Source organism: Providencia sneebia DSM 19967, from assembly GCF_000314895.2.
In the GTDB taxonomy this organism is placed as follows: Bacteria; Pseudomonadota; Gammaproteobacteria; order Enterobacterales; family Enterobacteriaceae; genus Providencia; species Providencia sneebia.
Genome location: NZ_CM001773.1, coordinates 2,915,547 through 2,929,785 on the forward strand (window position 1 = coordinate 2,915,547; position 14,239 = coordinate 2,929,785).

Consider the following 14,239-nt stretch of genomic DNA (forward strand, 5'->3'; position numbering starts at 1 on the left):
TGATTTTAGTTGTCTTTACCAACATGCAAAATAGCAAGGAACGCTTCTTGCGGTAACTCAACATTACCAACTTGTTTCATACGTTTCTTACCATCCTTTTGCTTCTGTAACAGTTTTTTCTTACGGCTTACGTCACCACCATAACATTTAGCAAGTACGTTTTTGCGTAGCTGTTTAACTGTAGAACGAGCAATAATGTGGTTTCCTATTGCAGCTTGAATTGCAATATCAAATTGCTGACGAGGGATTAACTCCTTCATCTTCTCGACTAATTCACGGCCTCTGTACTGTGAATTGGCACGGTGAGTAATCAATGCCAATGCATCTACACGTTCCCCGTTAATCATAACATCTACGCGAACCATGTCTGAAGGCTGGAAGCGTTTAAATGCATAATCAAGAGAAGCATAACCACGAGATGTCGATTTTAAACGGTCGAAGAAATCTAAAACAACCTCTGACATTGGAATTTCATAAGTCAGTGACACTTGATTGCCGTGGTAAACCATGTTGGTTTGTACGCCACGTTTTTCTACACAAAGTGTGATCACATTGCCTAGATATTCTTTAGGCATCAACATATGACATTCAGCAATAGGCTCACGCAACTCTTCAATATTATTCAGTGGTGGCAATTTTGAAGGGCTATCAACATAAACGATTTCACCATTAGTCTGTTGCACTTCATAAACAACCGTTGGCGCTGTGGTGATCAAGTCTAAATCATATTCGCGCTCTAAACGCTCTTGAATGATCTCCATATGCAGTAACCCGAGGAAACCACAACGGAAACCAAAACCTAAAGCACTTGATGTTTCTGGCTCATAAAAGAGTGAAGCATCATTCAGACTCAGTTTGCCCAATGCATCACGAAAAGCTTCATAATCATCAGAGCTGACTGGGAATAAACCTGCATAAACTTGCGGCTTAACTTTTTTAAAGCCCGGTAATGCTTTGTCTGCTGGATTACGTGCGCCAGTTAAGGTATCCCCTACTGGTGCACCGGTGATGTCTTTAATTGCACACACTAACCAGCCCACTTCGCCACAGCTTAAAGAATCACGGTCAATTTGTTTTGGTGTAAATATTCCGAGGCGATCAGCATTATAAACCTGACCTGTACTCATCACTTTAACTTTATCACCCTTGCGCAATGTCCCATTTTTAATTCGGATCAAAGAAACGACGCCTAAGTAATTATCGAACCAAGAGTCAATAATCAAAGCTTGCAAAGGCGCTTCAGCATCGCCTTTTGGCGCTGGAATTGATTGAACTAAACGTTCAATAACCTCTTGCACGCCAACACCTGTTTTTGCTGAACATCGAACAGCATCGTGCGCATCAAGACCCACAATATCTTCTATTTCATCTGCAACGCGTTCAGGATCTGCTGCGGGTAAATCAATTTTGTTCAGAACGGGAACAACTTCTAAATCCATTTCAATAGCGGTGTAGCAGTTAGCCAAAGTCTGAGCTTCAACGCCTTGCCCAGCATCAACAACAAGTAAAGCGCCTTCACAAGCCGCTAATGAACGAGAGACTTCATAAGAGAAGTCAACGTGGCCTGGCGTGTCGATAAAGTTAAGCTGATATGTCTCACCATCAGCTGCTTTATAGTCTAAAGTCACACTTTGAGCTTTGATGGTAATTCCGCGTTCACGCTCTAAGTCCATAGAGTCAAGAACCTGCGCGGCCATTTCTCTGTCCGTCAACCCACCACAAATCTGAATAATACGGTCAGACAGCGTAGATTTACCATGGTCGATGTGAGCAATGATAGAAAAGTTTCTTATGTTATTGATTTTCAAGGTAATATCTTCTTTTAAATTACTTTATAAAATCGCCTTGGACACACTCATGGACACAAGACCAAACCTAATAAAATAGGGATTTATTCACAATGAATTGCATTCTACATACAACAGATAGCTAACACAAAAATTTATTGTCAGACCTCCATTTACAATTACAGCCATGGATTAATTTAATAATTTATCTTGATCTTTGATTGCAATTTACTGTATATAAATACAGTTATGTTTTGCTGTATATAAAACCAGTTAAAGAGGTGAGTTATGGTTAACGTTAAAATTCGTTTTGATAGCAGCATGAAAGACAAAATTACTCCTGGTACTTTTGATGCGCTTAGAATTCAAGTTGAGAAAAAGTTAAAAGATAAATATCCAGATTTGAATGTGATCGTCGGATGGGGAACTCAAGGCGGGTTAACTGTTGACGGGCTAAAAAAGAACGAGAAGAAAGATTACATCGAAGAAGCTGTGCAGGAAATTTGGGAAGATGACAGTTGGCTTCCTGAAGTTAATCGAACTGAAGATGTAGAATATTTTGATAAGTGAACTAAAAGGCCGTTATTTATATAGCGGCCGTACTATTTGAAAGTGACGTTAGCCTGTGGTGTTTTCACTCTGCAATGAGCTTATAAGGTCTACCAATTTTGTTGATTCGGTAATGACTTGAGATGCTTTCATTTCCGTATGTTTCATAGCCAAGTTATAATCTGCATCATGGCGCTTCGATTTCAAAATATTCAATCGATTACCGATGCTTGCAGCCAGTTTTTTCGGAACATAATCATAACAGCCCTGATGTCTTATAAGCGACTCAACAAGCTTCTTGTGCTCACCAAACGGCATCGATTTCCATTCATCACTATCTCTAAAGCTTGATGTGATTAAGCTATTTGAATGGTAAAAGCTTGAATAGTACGCACGGCTTATCGCTGTTCTAATGGCCACCTCTGATTTGTCATCAGCTATAATTTTTTTTGCGTACTCAAGAAAATCGCTCAATTCCATTTAATACAAACCTTCGGATTCAATATAGATGCAGCAATCACTTGTTAGCAGATTTTTATCATACAAAAGCTCAAATAATTGCTCGTTTAAATCAGCAACTTGATCGCAATTCAGATTAGCTCTAAAAACATAGGTCATTGTTCCATCAATGTCTTTTTTCAAAAAAGATGATATTGAACCTTTATATTGGTGATCGACTACATTAAAAAGACAATCAACCATAGGTCGGATTTGATTGATAAGTGATGGATTTTCCCACATTAACATCGTCGTCCTCCTATCTTCGTCATTTATGCCTACATCATCTATAGAGAGGTTCATTTTTTCTAAATTAAGTATAACATCGTTAATTAGGTCAACTCTTAATGAGAAAACACCCATCATAAACAACTCATAACCTATTAATTTAGGATAGCAGATCAATTTACTTGAGGATTTTTCTATGAATTCATTATGCTTTTTAAATAAACCTGCACTTCTCAGTGTTACAACATAATTATTCCAGTAAAGTGAGTCCGTTGGATTTAGCATGATAGCTCTTTCACATAATGAAATCCCTTCGTCAACATCATTCCCGGAAAGAATGAACATAATGCCTTTTAGGTGTAACCTAAGCGCAGGATCATCGAGTTTATCTATTTCTCGCTTTGCACGCATAATGTCAATAGGGAACAGTTTCATTTCACCCGCTAGCATTGAGCTGGTTAGGGTGTCTAAGATTTCGTTACCTTTCGATTCAGGGCGTAGCATTAGCTTGCATCCTTGCATTTCACTAGATTAATTGGGGAAATACCTTTCTCTTATATTAAACTAACGACTCATTGAGTTCAACAAACTTCACTGGGTTAGTAAAGCGCCAACTACTCGAGCTGGCGCATTCATTTTAATTACAGCAATGCATCACTCTCACTGAGTTCATATTGCTCACGTTCAGCAGCTTCCTGCTCTGCTTTCTCCGCTTCCTCTTTCGCAATACGTTCAGCTTCAATTTTAGCTAGTCGCTGTGATTCGGCTAGCTTTTGATTGTAGATAGAATTACTCGGCATATTGACACGAACATCAACCCAGTGGCCATCAGGAATATCGCAAGGCTCTCCCGATGTTAATTCGACTTTCTCCCCATCGACTTCTTTTAAAAATTCAGGGTAAAGCTTGAAACGCTCATATTGAATGTTTTGCGGTAAGTCGTGCTTACGATAAGTTGTATACAGAACAATATCCCTATCCTCATCAGCTTCAACAATGCGTCCATCGAATGGGTGTTGCTTGCCTTTTTCAAGTACATCATAAAGCACATAAACAAGGGGAAGTTGATTAATGCCGCATGGAATTGTGATGCCGCCGTTAATGCCGCCCCAGCTCGCATCTGAGTTTAAACCAAGAACGCCGTGTAACTGGTAAATTCCTGTGTGCAACTTTCTGAGTTCAACACCTTCTGATTCGTCGTTATTTTCGATGTGATCAGCAAAGACTTTAACAATCGGAGAAGCGGCTTTTAAGTTACCATTTGAGTCTTTTGTTGTGTTTGCTGTTGTATAAAAGTCTCTCCATTCACCAATAACATTACTATTAATTGCACGAAACCCTATATCCTCTGCCCCTGCTCGGAACGCCAATTGATATCCATATGAGCTGTCAGTGTAACCAAAGACGTTTAATAAGTGATGATTGGATTTTTTGTATCTATCTGTCCCGTTGTTTGCCTCTTGTGAGTAACTAATACTATTCACCCTGTAGTCTGAAATTTTGCCGGCAGGTGTATATCCACCTCTGCCGAGTCCAAAACCAAAGTCACCGAGGTGCATTAATGTCCCGCTCGCGTCTTGTAATAAGTGCGTTCTATAAGTGCCGTTATTTCTACGAGATACAAAATGAGGGCCAGACTCGAGGTTCATTGTTTTCATTGACATCATAATGAGTCCAATTGTGAGGCTGTTTTCCCTGCATAGTTCCCCGTTAAAATAAGCTGTTTATTATATTCGGTGAATTCTTTCGAGCCTTTATAGGCAGCAATGGCGAGTGCTCCCGTTACCCCTACCACACCTAGCATCGCTATTCTCATTGGGGTAATTAACGACAGTACGGCTTTAAATGAATTACCAATACCACCAAACGAATCTTTAATCTGTCCGCCTTGCTGAACCATCACTAACCAAATAGGCATACCAGAAGCAAGTGAGGTCACAATATCCGTCATTTGCATCGGTAATTGACGCATGGCATTACGATATTGACCAATGGTAATAGAGCCATTGCGGTAAGCTTGTTCTTGCTGTTTGAGTTTGGCTAAGTATGGCTCGGCTTGCTGACTAACACCCAATTGAGCCGCTTTCATTTGCAGTAGTTCAGACTTTGTTTTGCCTAATGCGTCGGCTTCATTTTTTAATGCCTGAATAAAGCTTTCTTTCGCTTGAGCTTCTCTTGCCTCTGCTACCGCTACGATTTGCTGTTCTCTAGCCAGCTCTCGTGCTGCTTGGGCGGCTTGTTTCTGCTCAGACGCTAATCTTGCGGTACGTTCTTCCTGCTTTTTCATCTGAGCAATAATAGGCGCAGCTTCTCTCGATATGCCCATTTGAGCCGCTTTGTACGCCAGCATTTCGGTTTTCGTCGCGCCATACAAAAACACTTGTTCGTGCATTTTATGTAGAAAGGAACTTTTTAGTGTTGATAGCTCTTTTTCTGCAACACCCAGTCCATTTGTACGATTGGTGATATCTTCAAGTAAAGCACGGTAGCGCTCAGTATCAATATTACCTTGTTGATAGGCTTACTAGCTGCTTGTTGTAACTCATTCAGTGCTTTTGAACCTTTTTCTAGTTCGTTAGTGCTTACTTTAAATGAAATACCGGCTATTTCTTGTGTCATAACTTTCCTCGGGTACAAAAAAACCACCCGAAGGTGGCACAAAGCAAAAATCCCCAATTAAGGGGCATATTGAGATGACAAACTTATTATTGAGCTATATGTGGGTTAGATCTCCACCGAGTGTTAGCTTAGCGGGAGTGCAAATTGAAGCAAACAAAAAATTGTCATGGCAAACAATTTATTAGCAATATTCAAATAAGATTATTTACTCTTGCAGCTTGTCAAGACCTGACCACTTCCGTCTGGGAGACGGAATGAAAGTATCCCTAGCCTTTTCATATAACCAATATGAATATCATCTTTATCATAAAACAATTCATCGCCCTCTTTGCCTTTTTTTTCTTCAAGCCTTGGAGTTACATAATCCCCAATATTCATTCCCTTTACTGTCACCACTCTATTTTCAATCATAATGACAGCTTCTGATAAATTGCCAGGGAATTCATATTCACTACCCGTCAGCCCTGCACCACGGTTTATATCTCGATCTATAATACAAACGTATTCTCCATTATACGTTACATCTTTCCCACCACACCCAGACAGTAAAATAACCCAAATAACTAAGAACAATCCTTTTTTCATGCATCACCATATTTTAGTTAAGTTCGCAAATGCTAGGATAAATGCAGAATTCAGGCAATAAAAAACCCACCGGAGTGGGTTAGTTGTCAATATATTAATCATTACTATAAATTCTATCTTTACTGATAATGTTCACTATGTGATGACAGGAATCCATTGATAATTTTCTTGGCTCCCATTTAGCTATATCAGACTGAGATAACCCCTCAGCACTCCATGGAATGATACCTTTATGCCCACATCCAGTATTTGATAGCACATCAATAAATTTCTTTTTGATTGTGTCGTAAATTCTTACTTCACCAAGACTTGTCATTCCAGAAACCCATAAAGACCCACCACCTATAGTTTGCAAGTTATCACATACTATATATTCGTGCTTCATGAGTAAGCATTTATACACATTACGAGCAATGCCGCCCGCTTGGTAATCATCAAGGATAGCTACTCCCCTGATTTGCTTCCCAGCTTTCATCACTGAGCCTTCAAAGAAGGTGAAATCATTATATGCCACACGACCAATTAGAACATCCTCTTCTTCGTCACGCATTCCTAACTCAAGTAGTTCACCGATAATATGCTCATCAGAAAAGCGAAGCCTTCTCATTTGTGTGGAGTGATCTGCAAAAAAGCCTTCTGTTGTACACCCTAGGGATACTATTTTAGAATAGTAATGAAATTCGCTTCCAGTAAGCGCGTACTCGGTGATCATTAATAAATCACCTTCACCAGTAAGATAATAGAAAGACTCTATTTCATCTTCTCTTTCACAATCTGGTTTTCTATTCAAATCCTTTGAGTAACTACTGGTAAAGTTTGGAGCCATCCCTTTCTCACTATCTTATTAATGGACAGACAACTTCTGATAATTTGACATGTAACCAAGAATTGAAGATTTAATTTTTTCAATCACATTAGTTATGCTTTGATTTAATTCTGGATACTGAATGTTAGGGTCAACAACTACGTTAACCTTTTTTTTACGATATGACAGCTCAGCAAAAGGAACAACTTTATATTCGTCGCTTTTGGTATCATTTTCTATAGTAACAATAAATAACTGTCTATTCGGATCCTTTCTCACGCTAAGGCGACGAACAGAGAAAACCTTTTCAGTAGTATCATCAAAAAATGTCTTAACAAGTTCGGTAGAATGGCTAATAGTTTGTATAGACCTGGTATGTTCAGTTCTCATATAGCCCCCTTGTTAGCTTGATGTAATGATATTTTTAGTATGAATTGCTCAAATTTGAACAATTACCTTGAAGTATATTAGAGCTTTTAAGTTAACTTAACAACCCCAGTTGTGTGATTTTAACTGTCGTTAGCTGTCGTTAATAGTTGGCAAACCACTGTATACATATACAATGATACCTACTTGGTGCATTGATACTAGGGCATAACTGCCCTATTTTTTATGTATCAGCTCTAACGCTTTGGCTTCCATCAGTTGAATATCTTTCATCGCGGTTGTCAGGTCATTAATGCCATATGCCTTTGCCAACATGGGAATAACGGTGTAATCAATACCTGTTGGGCCATCCATGCTGACGCGCCATTGAGTAGATAATGCTTGAAATAAAGTCACAGAATCTTCAATATCGGATGTGACAGCAATTTCATCGTCACCCAAATCCCCCAGCAAATCTAACTCAATGGCAGACAACGGCTTGCTATAACACGCCTGAGCAACCGCAATTAGTTTTTTTCACGAATACCTAATAGCGCTTGGCGATAAGACGTGAAAATTTCAAAGGGAGCACCCGGATAGTTATCGAAGAACTCAGTAATATTAGCTTCATTAAATTCATGCTCTTTAAAGCCCCAGCCCTTAGCAATTTGCAACAAGAAGCCCGAGTCAGTCAGGTTCTCTGCTTTACCCATATCATCCAATTCACTCATTTTTTATGCATGAAAATAAAAGGTAAATCACCTTGTTTACCATCTGGCAGGGTAATTTTTACAGTGTGTTCAAAGGTTGCATTTGGGATATAGGTTAAGCACAGCAGATAAAGTAAGAACTAACCAGTAATCCAGAGGGAGGTTAAATTTTAGCCATGTATATATAGCATCTGCAATATAGGAAATCATTGCTGCTGATATTAAAATAAAAATAACAAAAAATGTTTATATGTAACCTTGGATTTTATTTGATGCCGAATCATTACTACGCAAACAAATAGAACAAAAATAAAAACTAAAGAATCACGCATATATACTCTCAAATGAATAACAATTAAATACAGTATAAATGCTACTAACTAGATTACCTTAAATTATCTTGCTCTTTCTGCCTCAATCTCTCGAATAGCTTTCTTATCTAAATTGCACTTTGCTATTGAGTTCATAGCGTCAATAAGCAATTGCGGCATATCGCCCCAATCCACCCGTTCCGGTAATGCATGTTCAGCCTTAGCACCCTCACTACCCTGCCACCCATTCAGCATTAAAATTGCATCGCACCGCTGAAGCATCGCAATACATATCGCCATGTAATCAGCCTGTGATAGACCATCAGGTAGAGTTGCAGGGTTTAGTACAACATCACCATTCTTCGTAAGAATATCAGCAACTCGGTTAAACTCAGGGCGATTACAATCACGCAACCCTGACATAGGCCCAGCAATATAAATTTTCATAATTACCCTAAAAAAGAAAAAGGCCGCACTAGGCGACCTCTTGAATGTGAACTATTAGGAAATTCCGGAGAGTTGGAATTGTCGCTATGGGRATTCCCATAGCGGAACAATATCAATAACTTAAACTATGATACCCTTATTGATGAGGGAAACAAAATAGAAAGGGACACCAGATGATGTTTTGGTCGACGGATATCTGGTGTCCCTAATCACACAACCCTCCAAAATGAAGAATGTGCTTACATCGAAAGCCCCGAACGTATCGCAAACCAGATTTCTCTGTTCTGCGTAGAGGTTATGAGGGGCACTGTTATTTGAGAGTCTGGCATCTCAGCATAAAGACAGAATAATGTTTGGCGACAGAGCCTTTATACAGATAAACCAGAATTGCCTTGATTGCTCATATATAACAATGAGAACCCTACTCGCTTTAATGCCGCTATGTGAAAGATAGAAGCTGGCAAATAGAGTTTTCATTGTCCGAATGAGATTAATCAAATGGCAACCATTAAATATAGACTATTTTCTTTTTTAAATTAATGAGTTATATTCATTGAAACATTGCTCGACTCATTTTATCTATTCTCTAAGTCTCATTAATTTATCCCTTATTTAGCCACTCATCCCTAAGTAGTGGCATTTTTTTTGCCCAGAATCCCAAAAAGAAAATAAAAAAAGCCTGTTAACAGCACAGCACTATTAACAGGCAAAATAAGGTACGGCTTTAATTTCATATTACCCTATAAATATAGATTATAAGATAATTTATGTAAATACTGATAATAAAAACCCCGCAATGCGAGGTCTTGAATTGGTTTAATGCGACTAGGTATAGAATGTCCATTATTTGGAGATAATAAGCCAATTCCGGACAAAATGCAATAGTCTACACTGTCGCGTGTAAGCATTGTTTTATCGATCAGCCCAGCTACCCCGTATAGGGCGAGCAAAAGATGCCAAGACTGCAATTAAACAAATTTCTATAGATACAGCCCAATAAATATGCCCTAAAATTTCACTAACAAGTTCATAACCATTTAAATTCCAGAGCCAACCAACTTTACCCTCGTTATATGATGGATAACGAAAACCAAGTAATGGGATCATAATTCCGTGTGCAAATATTGTGATTAAAACACCATATAGTGCACCATAGAACATTCGAATCTTAGGTAAATAAGCTGATAAGAAAACATATACAAAAGCGAACACAAAGCTGAATAACCAATGATATAAAGTTACAGCACCACCGACCAATGATCCCTGATAAAAATAATCAAGAGAGTGAGAATTAATACCCAGCCACCCAAACCACGCATCAATATTGGCTGCAGGAGGTGATACCTCTCCTGCAACTCTCGGGGGCATATTTACCTCAGAACCCCATTTAACCAATGAGCTAATGAAACCACCAATAATGGTTCCCCAGATGACTATCTTTATATTTACTTTGTTACTCCACATAAACACTACCTCATGTAAATTTTTAACATTTTCTTTTTACACGAAATAACATTAAATTTACAGTTTTAAAAGTAATTTAAGCTTAATTAGCTATTGAGATTATTTAATTTTTTGACTAAACGCTTCTTCTGCTAAGCTTTCTTCAATAAAACACTTGCTTGTTAATTTTTCATAGAACGGCTTCCAATTTCTACGCCATGTTCTTTCGTTAAGGTCAGGTACTAGATGCCTTATTGCATTATATGCCACAGACGACGGCATACGATTGAAGCCTTTACCTGCACAGCGAGGGCAATCTTTATAAACTGGCGCCCCTTGCAATTCGGTCTGCGCTTCATCTAATACTTTACCCCGCCCTTTACAGCGGCAACGGTGGGCTATTTTCCCTTTACCATTGCAAGAAATACATAATTCACCCACCTTTTCGTTTTTCGTCCATGGCTCAATAATTACAGTTCCGTCTAGTCTCCTTATACCAGGATGTTTAATGACATCCTTACGCTTATAAATAAGGCCTTTACCGCTACATGCTGAACAGGGAAAAACCGACCCCGCTGAACGGGCATAATCTTCAAACGCCATCTTGGCCAGAACAATTAAGCAGTAGCCCAGTTTCTTGCCAGCAGCCTTGCGAACTAATTTAGGGGCTACTTTTAGCGCATATTGAGTCAAAGCTTCCACAGTAGAAAATTTATCCTCTTCGCTGATGTCATTTTTAGCCAGAAAAGCAGTCATACCGAACTTAGCCTGTGCTTCAGTCATTCCCATAGCTGCCATGGTATCCGTTCCGGTTATTCGGTCAGGGGAAGTACAACCCGCTACATTACCGAATGTAGGTGACTTAGGGTGAAAGTTTTTCAGTGCATTTTCGAGTTTCATTAAGCCACCTTTGATTTAGTTAAAATTTATAAATATTGTTTCAATTACATTAACTGTGTTTTGGATATACTTCCGTCTTCATCCATTGGATAAAAACCAACTAACTCATAGGACCATCCATTATCAATTACGTCTTCCTCATACTTGAATGAGAAGATAAATTCATAGTCACCTTCCTTTTCAATTTCAGGTATTGTTTGGATTGCCTCTTCAAGCTCAACGAACTCGTCAAGAACTATGTTTCCGCAGACATAACAAACGAACGGCTTTTCAAACTCTTTTTGGTAGTGAACTTTTACAGTTATCTCTCTCATATAATTCTCCATTTAGTACCTAACTAAACATCAGCTCCCCCTTGATAGCGTCTTTGCTGCGGCCTTGAACTTTGTGTGCATGCGCTGGCGGCTTGTGCCTGATCCACATCTAAGAAGTGACCATTTTTAAATTCTTGGTAAACAGTGCCTGTTTTGCCAAACCTGTTTTTAGTGACAATAATTTCTGCGTATTTTGCTGCTGGTGAGTTTTCGTTATAAGCCGCATCACGGTAAAGCATGATGATAGAATCTGCGTCCTGCTCAATGCTTCCTGAGTCGCGCAAGTCACCATTAACGGGGCGTTTGTTTGGTCGCTTCTCAACATCGCGTGAAAGCTGACTGAGTGAGATAACCGGTGTTAACAGCTCTTTAGCCATTTCTTTGAGGCTTGAAGATATGTAGCCAATCGCCAGATCGTTGCGCTCAGCTTTCGGTTTTTCTATTAATCCCAAATAATCGACTAAGATTAGTGCCAGTGAAGGATGTTCTTGTTTGTGTCTTTTTGATATCGCCCTAATTTGGTCTACGTCCAGCTTGCTTGCATCAACCACCCAAACATCGAGATTTTGGACAACACCAATACCACGAGAAACTCCAGCCCAGCCCTCATCATCCATTTTTGCAGGGTTTCTCAATGCTGAAACAGATAAACCAGACGCCCCTGCTATTTGACGTTCAATGATCTGGCGAGAACTCATTTCCATGGAGAAAATTAGGACGCCTTTTTTGTGTCCCGTTTGTTTATCGACTTGTGAGGCGACACCTTCAGTGATCCGCAGTGCTAGCTCGGTCTTACCCATTGCTGGTCTAGCGGCAACAATCACTAAATCGACGGGATTAATCCCACCTGTGATTTCATCAAGTTCACGGATACCTGTTTTTAACGTATCGGATTCGTCGCCATTTCTGAGTCGCTGATCTAACACTTCAGCAAAGTCGCTCACCAGCTCTTCAGTGTGAATAGGTTTAATTTCAGCGTTATTGACTCGTAATTCACTGGCTTTTTTAACGAACTCGTCCATAGCTTCGGATGCCGCATTAATCGTGCCTGACTCAATAACGTGACGGTATATCCGAGCACTGGAGTCCGAAGGTGGCTTTCCAGCAATGCCAACTATGCACTAAGGACGGTGGAAAAATGAAAATTGAATATATCGCTAGCGAAACAGGTAATACAGCCAAAGTAGTGATCCTATCTTTCATTACCGAACGTAGAAAGCTAAATCACTTAATTGATACCGCCCTACTTCGTGCGCCAGTTCATGATTTATCGACGGGGTTCTTTTTTCGAGTCACTACGATTTATGGCAAAGCAAACCACGTTTTACGGGCTTACAAAATCATCAGCAAGGAGGCGAACAAGTGATTGAGCAAGATAACACTGAATTCGAAATTAACGAGTATGACTCACCGGTGGTAAAAGCTGCACATCATATTGACGATGGAAGAGATTATACCGCACAGATTATTCATGGCATTAGACAACGATTTTATATACGTGCAGGTATCTGTCCGCCGATGCCACCAGCCCCGCAGGTTAGTGAGCCAAAGGTAGTAACAAAAACGAATAAGAAAAAACGTAAATCAAAGGGAGCTAGCAATGCTGAAGTTTACTAAAGAAAACCGGTTAGATCTTGATGCCTTAGTGACACTTGAAGATTATCTTCGCGCCCTCGCCTACTGCAATGCGTCAATTATCCGTATCGATGCGGAACTTGATATTAAAGCAGATAAATATCCAGATTGGGCAATTAAAGCAAGAACTGCACGTAAGCACTTAAATTGGCAACGCCGATGTGTATGTGATCAGTTAGGTGTTTTAAAACAGCAACGAAAAGAGGTTGCTTATTCAGAGCGCGTTATCAGAAATGAAATTTTGATTGATGAGTTTAAAAAACTATTACCACACAGTGAATTTATGGAGCTCGTATTAGCCGCTGAAGAAAAAGCCCGAGTACGGTTAGCTGCAAGTCTGGAGACAATCAATGAGAGCTTTTAAGCGATTTATTATCTATATGATTGCATTTATAGCTACTGCCGTTATCGGTATGGAGTCAGGCGTAGAGGCTGGCATGCCCAAGGCTGCAATATTCGGCTTAGGCTTATGGGCGGGTTTTATCGGAAGTATTCTGATTGAGGATCTTTGACATGACAACGCTAGATTCAAATCTGGTTAATATCATTAAAAATGCAGGTGGTGATCCGGGTGATGTAACTGATGCTGTTTGGGGTGCAGGTTATCGGAGGATGAATTTTACCACTGAGGAAATCATTCAAATGGCCACCAGCCAGATAGCCGACTGTATTTATTTTGGTGTGCCTTACAAGGTATGGCCTAAGACGCTTGAGCAACTCAGCAAGGGAACCTTATGTAACATCATCGATGACGGTTTAGCTGTTGGTACCCCTGCGGAGATAGCTGCAATAATATTGAAGAACGGGTATATAAAAGGAGGTGATAAGTGACTCTTGATAATGCATATATGGCAACAAAAGATGTTTGTGAGCACCTTTGCATTTCATCCAGAACATTAAGCCGCCTAAGAAACAGAACCACTTTACCATTTCCAGATCCGGATTATAGTCTTAAGGGTTCTAAAAATCGCTGGTTCAGGTATAAGGTCTTGGAATGGCAAGAACAGGATGCTGAACTGAACCAGTCTAACCGCTAATAAAT

The 14,239-nt window shown here is 39.6% G+C and carries 22 protein-coding genes and 1 pseudogene; 7 read left to right on the plus strand and 16 right to left on the minus strand.

What is annotated here, in order from left to right; genetic code table 11:
• Nucleotides 1–5: 5 nt before the first annotated feature.
• Nucleotides 6–1,802 carry a translation elongation factor 4 gene (lepA, locus tag OO7_RS12190; protein WP_043892889.1) on the minus strand — a complete coding sequence of 599 codons (1,797 nt, stop codon included), beginning with the start codon at nucleotides 1,800–1,802 and terminating at the stop codon, nucleotides 6–8.
• A 273-nt stretch (nucleotides 1,803–2,075) separates the two neighbouring features.
• On the opposite strand from lepA, the gene OO7_RS12195 reads away from it, so the two are divergent.
• On the plus strand, nucleotides 2,076–2,357 hold the full coding sequence (locus OO7_RS12195) for a DinI-like family protein (RefSeq protein ID WP_008916231.1): 282 nt from the start codon (nucleotides 2,076–2,078) through the stop codon (nucleotides 2,355–2,357).
• A 48-nt stretch (nucleotides 2,358–2,405) separates the two neighbouring features.
• Here the strand turns inward: OO7_RS12195 and OO7_RS12200 are convergent, their stop codons facing one another.
• The 15 genes and pseudogenes from OO7_RS12200 to OO7_RS12270 all read right to left on the minus strand — a co-directional run.
• Nucleotides 2,406–2,816: a hypothetical protein gene (locus OO7_RS12200; protein ID WP_008916232.1), complete on the minus strand. Its 411-nt coding sequence runs from the start codon at nucleotides 2,814–2,816 to the stop codon at nucleotides 2,406–2,408.
• Entirely contained in the window at nucleotides 2,817–3,566 is a 750-nt protein-coding gene (locus OO7_RS12205; RefSeq protein WP_008916233.1) for a tetratricopeptide repeat protein, read from the minus strand.
• A 137-nt stretch (nucleotides 3,567–3,703) separates the two neighbouring features.
• On the minus strand, nucleotides 3,704–4,729 hold the full coding sequence (locus OO7_RS12210; protein WP_052329022.1) for a phage tail fiber protein: 1,026 nt from the start codon (nucleotides 4,727–4,729) through the stop codon (nucleotides 3,704–3,706).
• On the minus strand, nucleotides 4,726–5,454 hold the full coding sequence (locus OO7_RS12215) for a phage tail length tape measure family protein (RefSeq protein WP_008916235.1): 729 nt from the start codon (nucleotides 5,452–5,454) through the stop codon (nucleotides 4,726–4,728). Before OO7_RS12215 ends, OO7_RS12210 begins: the two co-directional genes overlap by 4 nt.
• A 20-nt stretch (nucleotides 5,455–5,474) precedes the next feature.
• Nucleotides 5,475–5,681 carry a hypothetical protein gene (locus OO7_RS12220; protein ID WP_008916236.1) on the minus strand — a complete coding sequence of 69 codons (207 nt, stop codon included), beginning with the start codon at nucleotides 5,679–5,681 and terminating at the stop codon, nucleotides 5,475–5,477.
• Nucleotides 5,682–5,882: 201 nt separating this feature from the next.
• Entirely contained in the window at nucleotides 5,883–6,266 is a 384-nt protein-coding gene (locus OO7_RS12225; protein ID WP_008916237.1) for a hypothetical protein, read from the minus strand.
• Nucleotides 6,267–6,360: 94 nt separating this feature from the next.
• A complete protein-coding gene (locus OO7_RS12230; protein ID WP_008916238.1) occupies nucleotides 6,361–7,092 on the minus strand; it encodes a hypothetical protein in 732 nt (243 codons plus the stop codon).
• An 18-nt stretch (nucleotides 7,093–7,110) separates the two neighbouring features.
• The gene (locus tag OO7_RS12235; RefSeq protein WP_008916239.1) at nucleotides 7,111–7,461 is read right to left on the minus strand and encodes a hypothetical protein; all 351 of its coding nucleotides are present in this window, start codon (nucleotides 7,459–7,461) and stop codon (nucleotides 7,111–7,113) included.
• 213 nt (nucleotides 7,462–7,674) lie between these two features.
• Entirely contained in the window at nucleotides 7,675–7,932 is a 258-nt protein-coding gene (locus tag OO7_RS12240) for a DUF1799 domain-containing protein (RefSeq protein WP_008916240.1), read from the minus strand.
• Nucleotides 7,933–7,964: 32 nt separating this feature from the next.
• On the minus strand, nucleotides 7,965–8,168 hold the full coding sequence (locus OO7_RS12245; protein ID WP_008916241.1) for a phage tail assembly chaperone: 204 nt from the start codon (nucleotides 8,166–8,168) through the stop codon (nucleotides 7,965–7,967).
• A 374-nt stretch (nucleotides 8,169–8,542) separates the two neighbouring features.
• Entirely contained in the window at nucleotides 8,543–8,905 is a 363-nt protein-coding gene (locus OO7_RS12250) for a DUF4406 domain-containing protein (protein ID WP_008916242.1), read from the minus strand.
• Between the two features lie 912 nt (nucleotides 8,906–9,817).
• Nucleotides 9,818–10,369, minus strand: coding sequence for a YagU family protein (locus OO7_RS12255; RefSeq protein ID WP_043892712.1), 552 nt, complete (start codon nucleotides 10,367–10,369; stop codon nucleotides 9,818–9,820).
• 99 nt (nucleotides 10,370–10,468) lie between these two features.
• Nucleotides 10,469–11,248, minus strand: a complete 780-nt coding sequence (locus OO7_RS12260; RefSeq protein ID WP_008916244.1) for an antitermination protein — start codon at nucleotides 11,246–11,248, stop codon at nucleotides 10,469–10,471.
• A 44-nt stretch (nucleotides 11,249–11,292) separates the two neighbouring features.
• The gene (locus tag OO7_RS12265) at nucleotides 11,293–11,562 is read right to left on the minus strand and encodes a hypothetical protein (protein ID WP_008916245.1); all 270 of its coding nucleotides are present in this window, start codon (nucleotides 11,560–11,562) and stop codon (nucleotides 11,293–11,295) included.
• Nucleotides 11,563–11,585: 23 nt separating this feature from the next.
• Nucleotides 11,586–12,629: pseudogene (locus OO7_RS12270) on the minus strand (DnaB helicase C-terminal domain-containing protein); the annotation flags it as partial.
• A gap of 71 nt (nucleotides 12,630–12,700) precedes the next feature.
• On the opposite strand from OO7_RS12270, the gene OO7_RS17530 reads away from it, so the two are divergent.
• From OO7_RS17530 to xis, 6 genes are read left to right on the plus strand one after another with little or no spacing between them, the layout of a single operon-like run.
• A complete protein-coding gene (locus OO7_RS17530; RefSeq protein ID WP_043892893.1) occupies nucleotides 12,701–12,928 on the plus strand; it encodes a hypothetical protein in 228 nt (75 codons plus the stop codon).
• The gene (locus OO7_RS12280; RefSeq protein ID WP_008916248.1) at nucleotides 12,925–13,179 is read left to right on the plus strand and encodes a hypothetical protein; all 255 of its coding nucleotides are present in this window, start codon (nucleotides 12,925–12,927) and stop codon (nucleotides 13,177–13,179) included. Before OO7_RS17530 ends, OO7_RS12280 begins: the two co-directional genes overlap by 4 nt.
• Nucleotides 13,163–13,561, plus strand: a complete 399-nt coding sequence (locus tag OO7_RS12285; protein ID WP_008916249.1) for a hypothetical protein — start codon at nucleotides 13,163–13,165, stop codon at nucleotides 13,559–13,561. Before OO7_RS12280 ends, OO7_RS12285 begins: the two co-directional genes overlap by 17 nt.
• Nucleotides 13,548–13,709, plus strand: coding sequence for a hypothetical protein (locus tag OO7_RS17535; RefSeq protein WP_156823145.1), 162 nt, complete (start codon nucleotides 13,548–13,550; stop codon nucleotides 13,707–13,709). Before OO7_RS12285 ends, OO7_RS17535 begins: the two co-directional genes overlap by 14 nt.
• 1 nt (nucleotide 13,710) lies before the next feature.
• Entirely contained in the window at nucleotides 13,711–14,028 is a 318-nt protein-coding gene (locus tag OO7_RS12290; protein WP_008916250.1) for a hypothetical protein, read from the plus strand.
• Nucleotides 14,029–14,045: 17 nt separating this feature from the next.
• The gene (gene xis / locus OO7_RS17645; RefSeq protein ID WP_043892894.1) at nucleotides 14,046–14,234 is read left to right on the plus strand and encodes an excisionase Xis; all 189 of its coding nucleotides are present in this window, start codon (nucleotides 14,046–14,048) and stop codon (nucleotides 14,232–14,234) included.
• Nucleotides 14,235–14,239 lie beyond the last annotated feature (5 nt).

Coding starts and splice junctions, on each gene's coding strand:
- OO7_RS12195 (WP_008916231.1), top strand. CDS start 2,076: ATGGTTAACGTTAAAATTCGTTTTGATAGCAGCATGAAAGACAAAATT.
- OO7_RS12250 (WP_008916242.1), bottom strand. CDS start 8,905: ATGAAAATTTATATTGCTGGGCCTATGTCAGGGTTGCGTGATTGTAAT.
- OO7_RS12215 (WP_008916235.1), bottom strand. CDS start 5,454: ATGCACGAACAAGTGTTTTTGTATGGCGCGACGAAAACCGAAATGCTG.
- OO7_RS12265 (WP_008916245.1), bottom strand. CDS start 11,562: ATGAGAGAGATAACTGTAAAAGTTCACTACCAAAAAGAGTTTGAAAAG.
- OO7_RS12225 (WP_008916237.1), bottom strand. CDS start 6,266: ATGAAAAAAGGATTGTTCTTAGTTATTTGGGTTATTTTACTGTCTGGG.
- OO7_RS12200 (WP_008916232.1), bottom strand. CDS start 2,816: ATGGAATTGAGCGATTTTCTTGAGTACGCAAAAAAAATTATAGCTGAT.
- OO7_RS12210 (WP_052329022.1), bottom strand. CDS start 4,729: ATGATGTCAATGAAAACAATGAACCTCGAGTCTGGCCCTCATTTTGTA.
- OO7_RS12260 (WP_008916244.1), bottom strand. CDS start 11,248: ATGAAACTCGAAAATGCACTGAAAAACTTTCACCCTAAGTCACCTACA.
- OO7_RS12285 (WP_008916249.1), top strand. CDS start 13,163: ATGCTGAAGTTTACTAAAGAAAACCGGTTAGATCTTGATGCCTTAGTG.
- OO7_RS12235 (WP_008916239.1), bottom strand. CDS start 7,461: ATGAGAACTGAACATACCAGGTCTATACAAACTATTAGCCATTCTACC.
- OO7_RS17530 (WP_043892893.1), top strand. CDS start 12,701: ATGAAAATTGAATATATCGCTAGCGAAACAGGTAATACAGCCAAAGTA.
- OO7_RS12255 (WP_043892712.1), bottom strand. CDS start 10,369: ATGTGGAGTAACAAAGTAAATATAAAGATAGTCATCTGGGGAACCATT.
- OO7_RS12230 (WP_008916238.1), bottom strand. CDS start 7,092: ATGGCTCCAAACTTTACCAGTAGTTACTCAAAGGATTTGAATAGAAAA.
- OO7_RS12245 (WP_008916241.1), bottom strand. CDS start 8,168: ATGAGTGAATTGGATGATATGGGTAAAGCAGAGAACCTGACTGACTCG.
- xis (WP_043892894.1), top strand. CDS start 14,046: ATGGCAACAAAAGATGTTTGTGAGCACCTTTGCATTTCATCCAGAACA.
- OO7_RS17535 (WP_156823145.1), top strand. CDS start 13,548: ATGAGAGCTTTTAAGCGATTTATTATCTATATGATTGCATTTATAGCT.
- OO7_RS12290 (WP_008916250.1), top strand. CDS start 13,711: ATGACAACGCTAGATTCAAATCTGGTTAATATCATTAAAAATGCAGGT.
- OO7_RS12220 (WP_008916236.1), bottom strand. CDS start 5,681: ATGACACAAGAAATAGCCGGTATTTCATTTAAAGTAAGCACTAACGAA.
- OO7_RS12205 (WP_008916233.1), bottom strand. CDS start 3,566: ATGCTACGCCCTGAATCGAAAGGTAACGAAATCTTAGACACCCTAACC.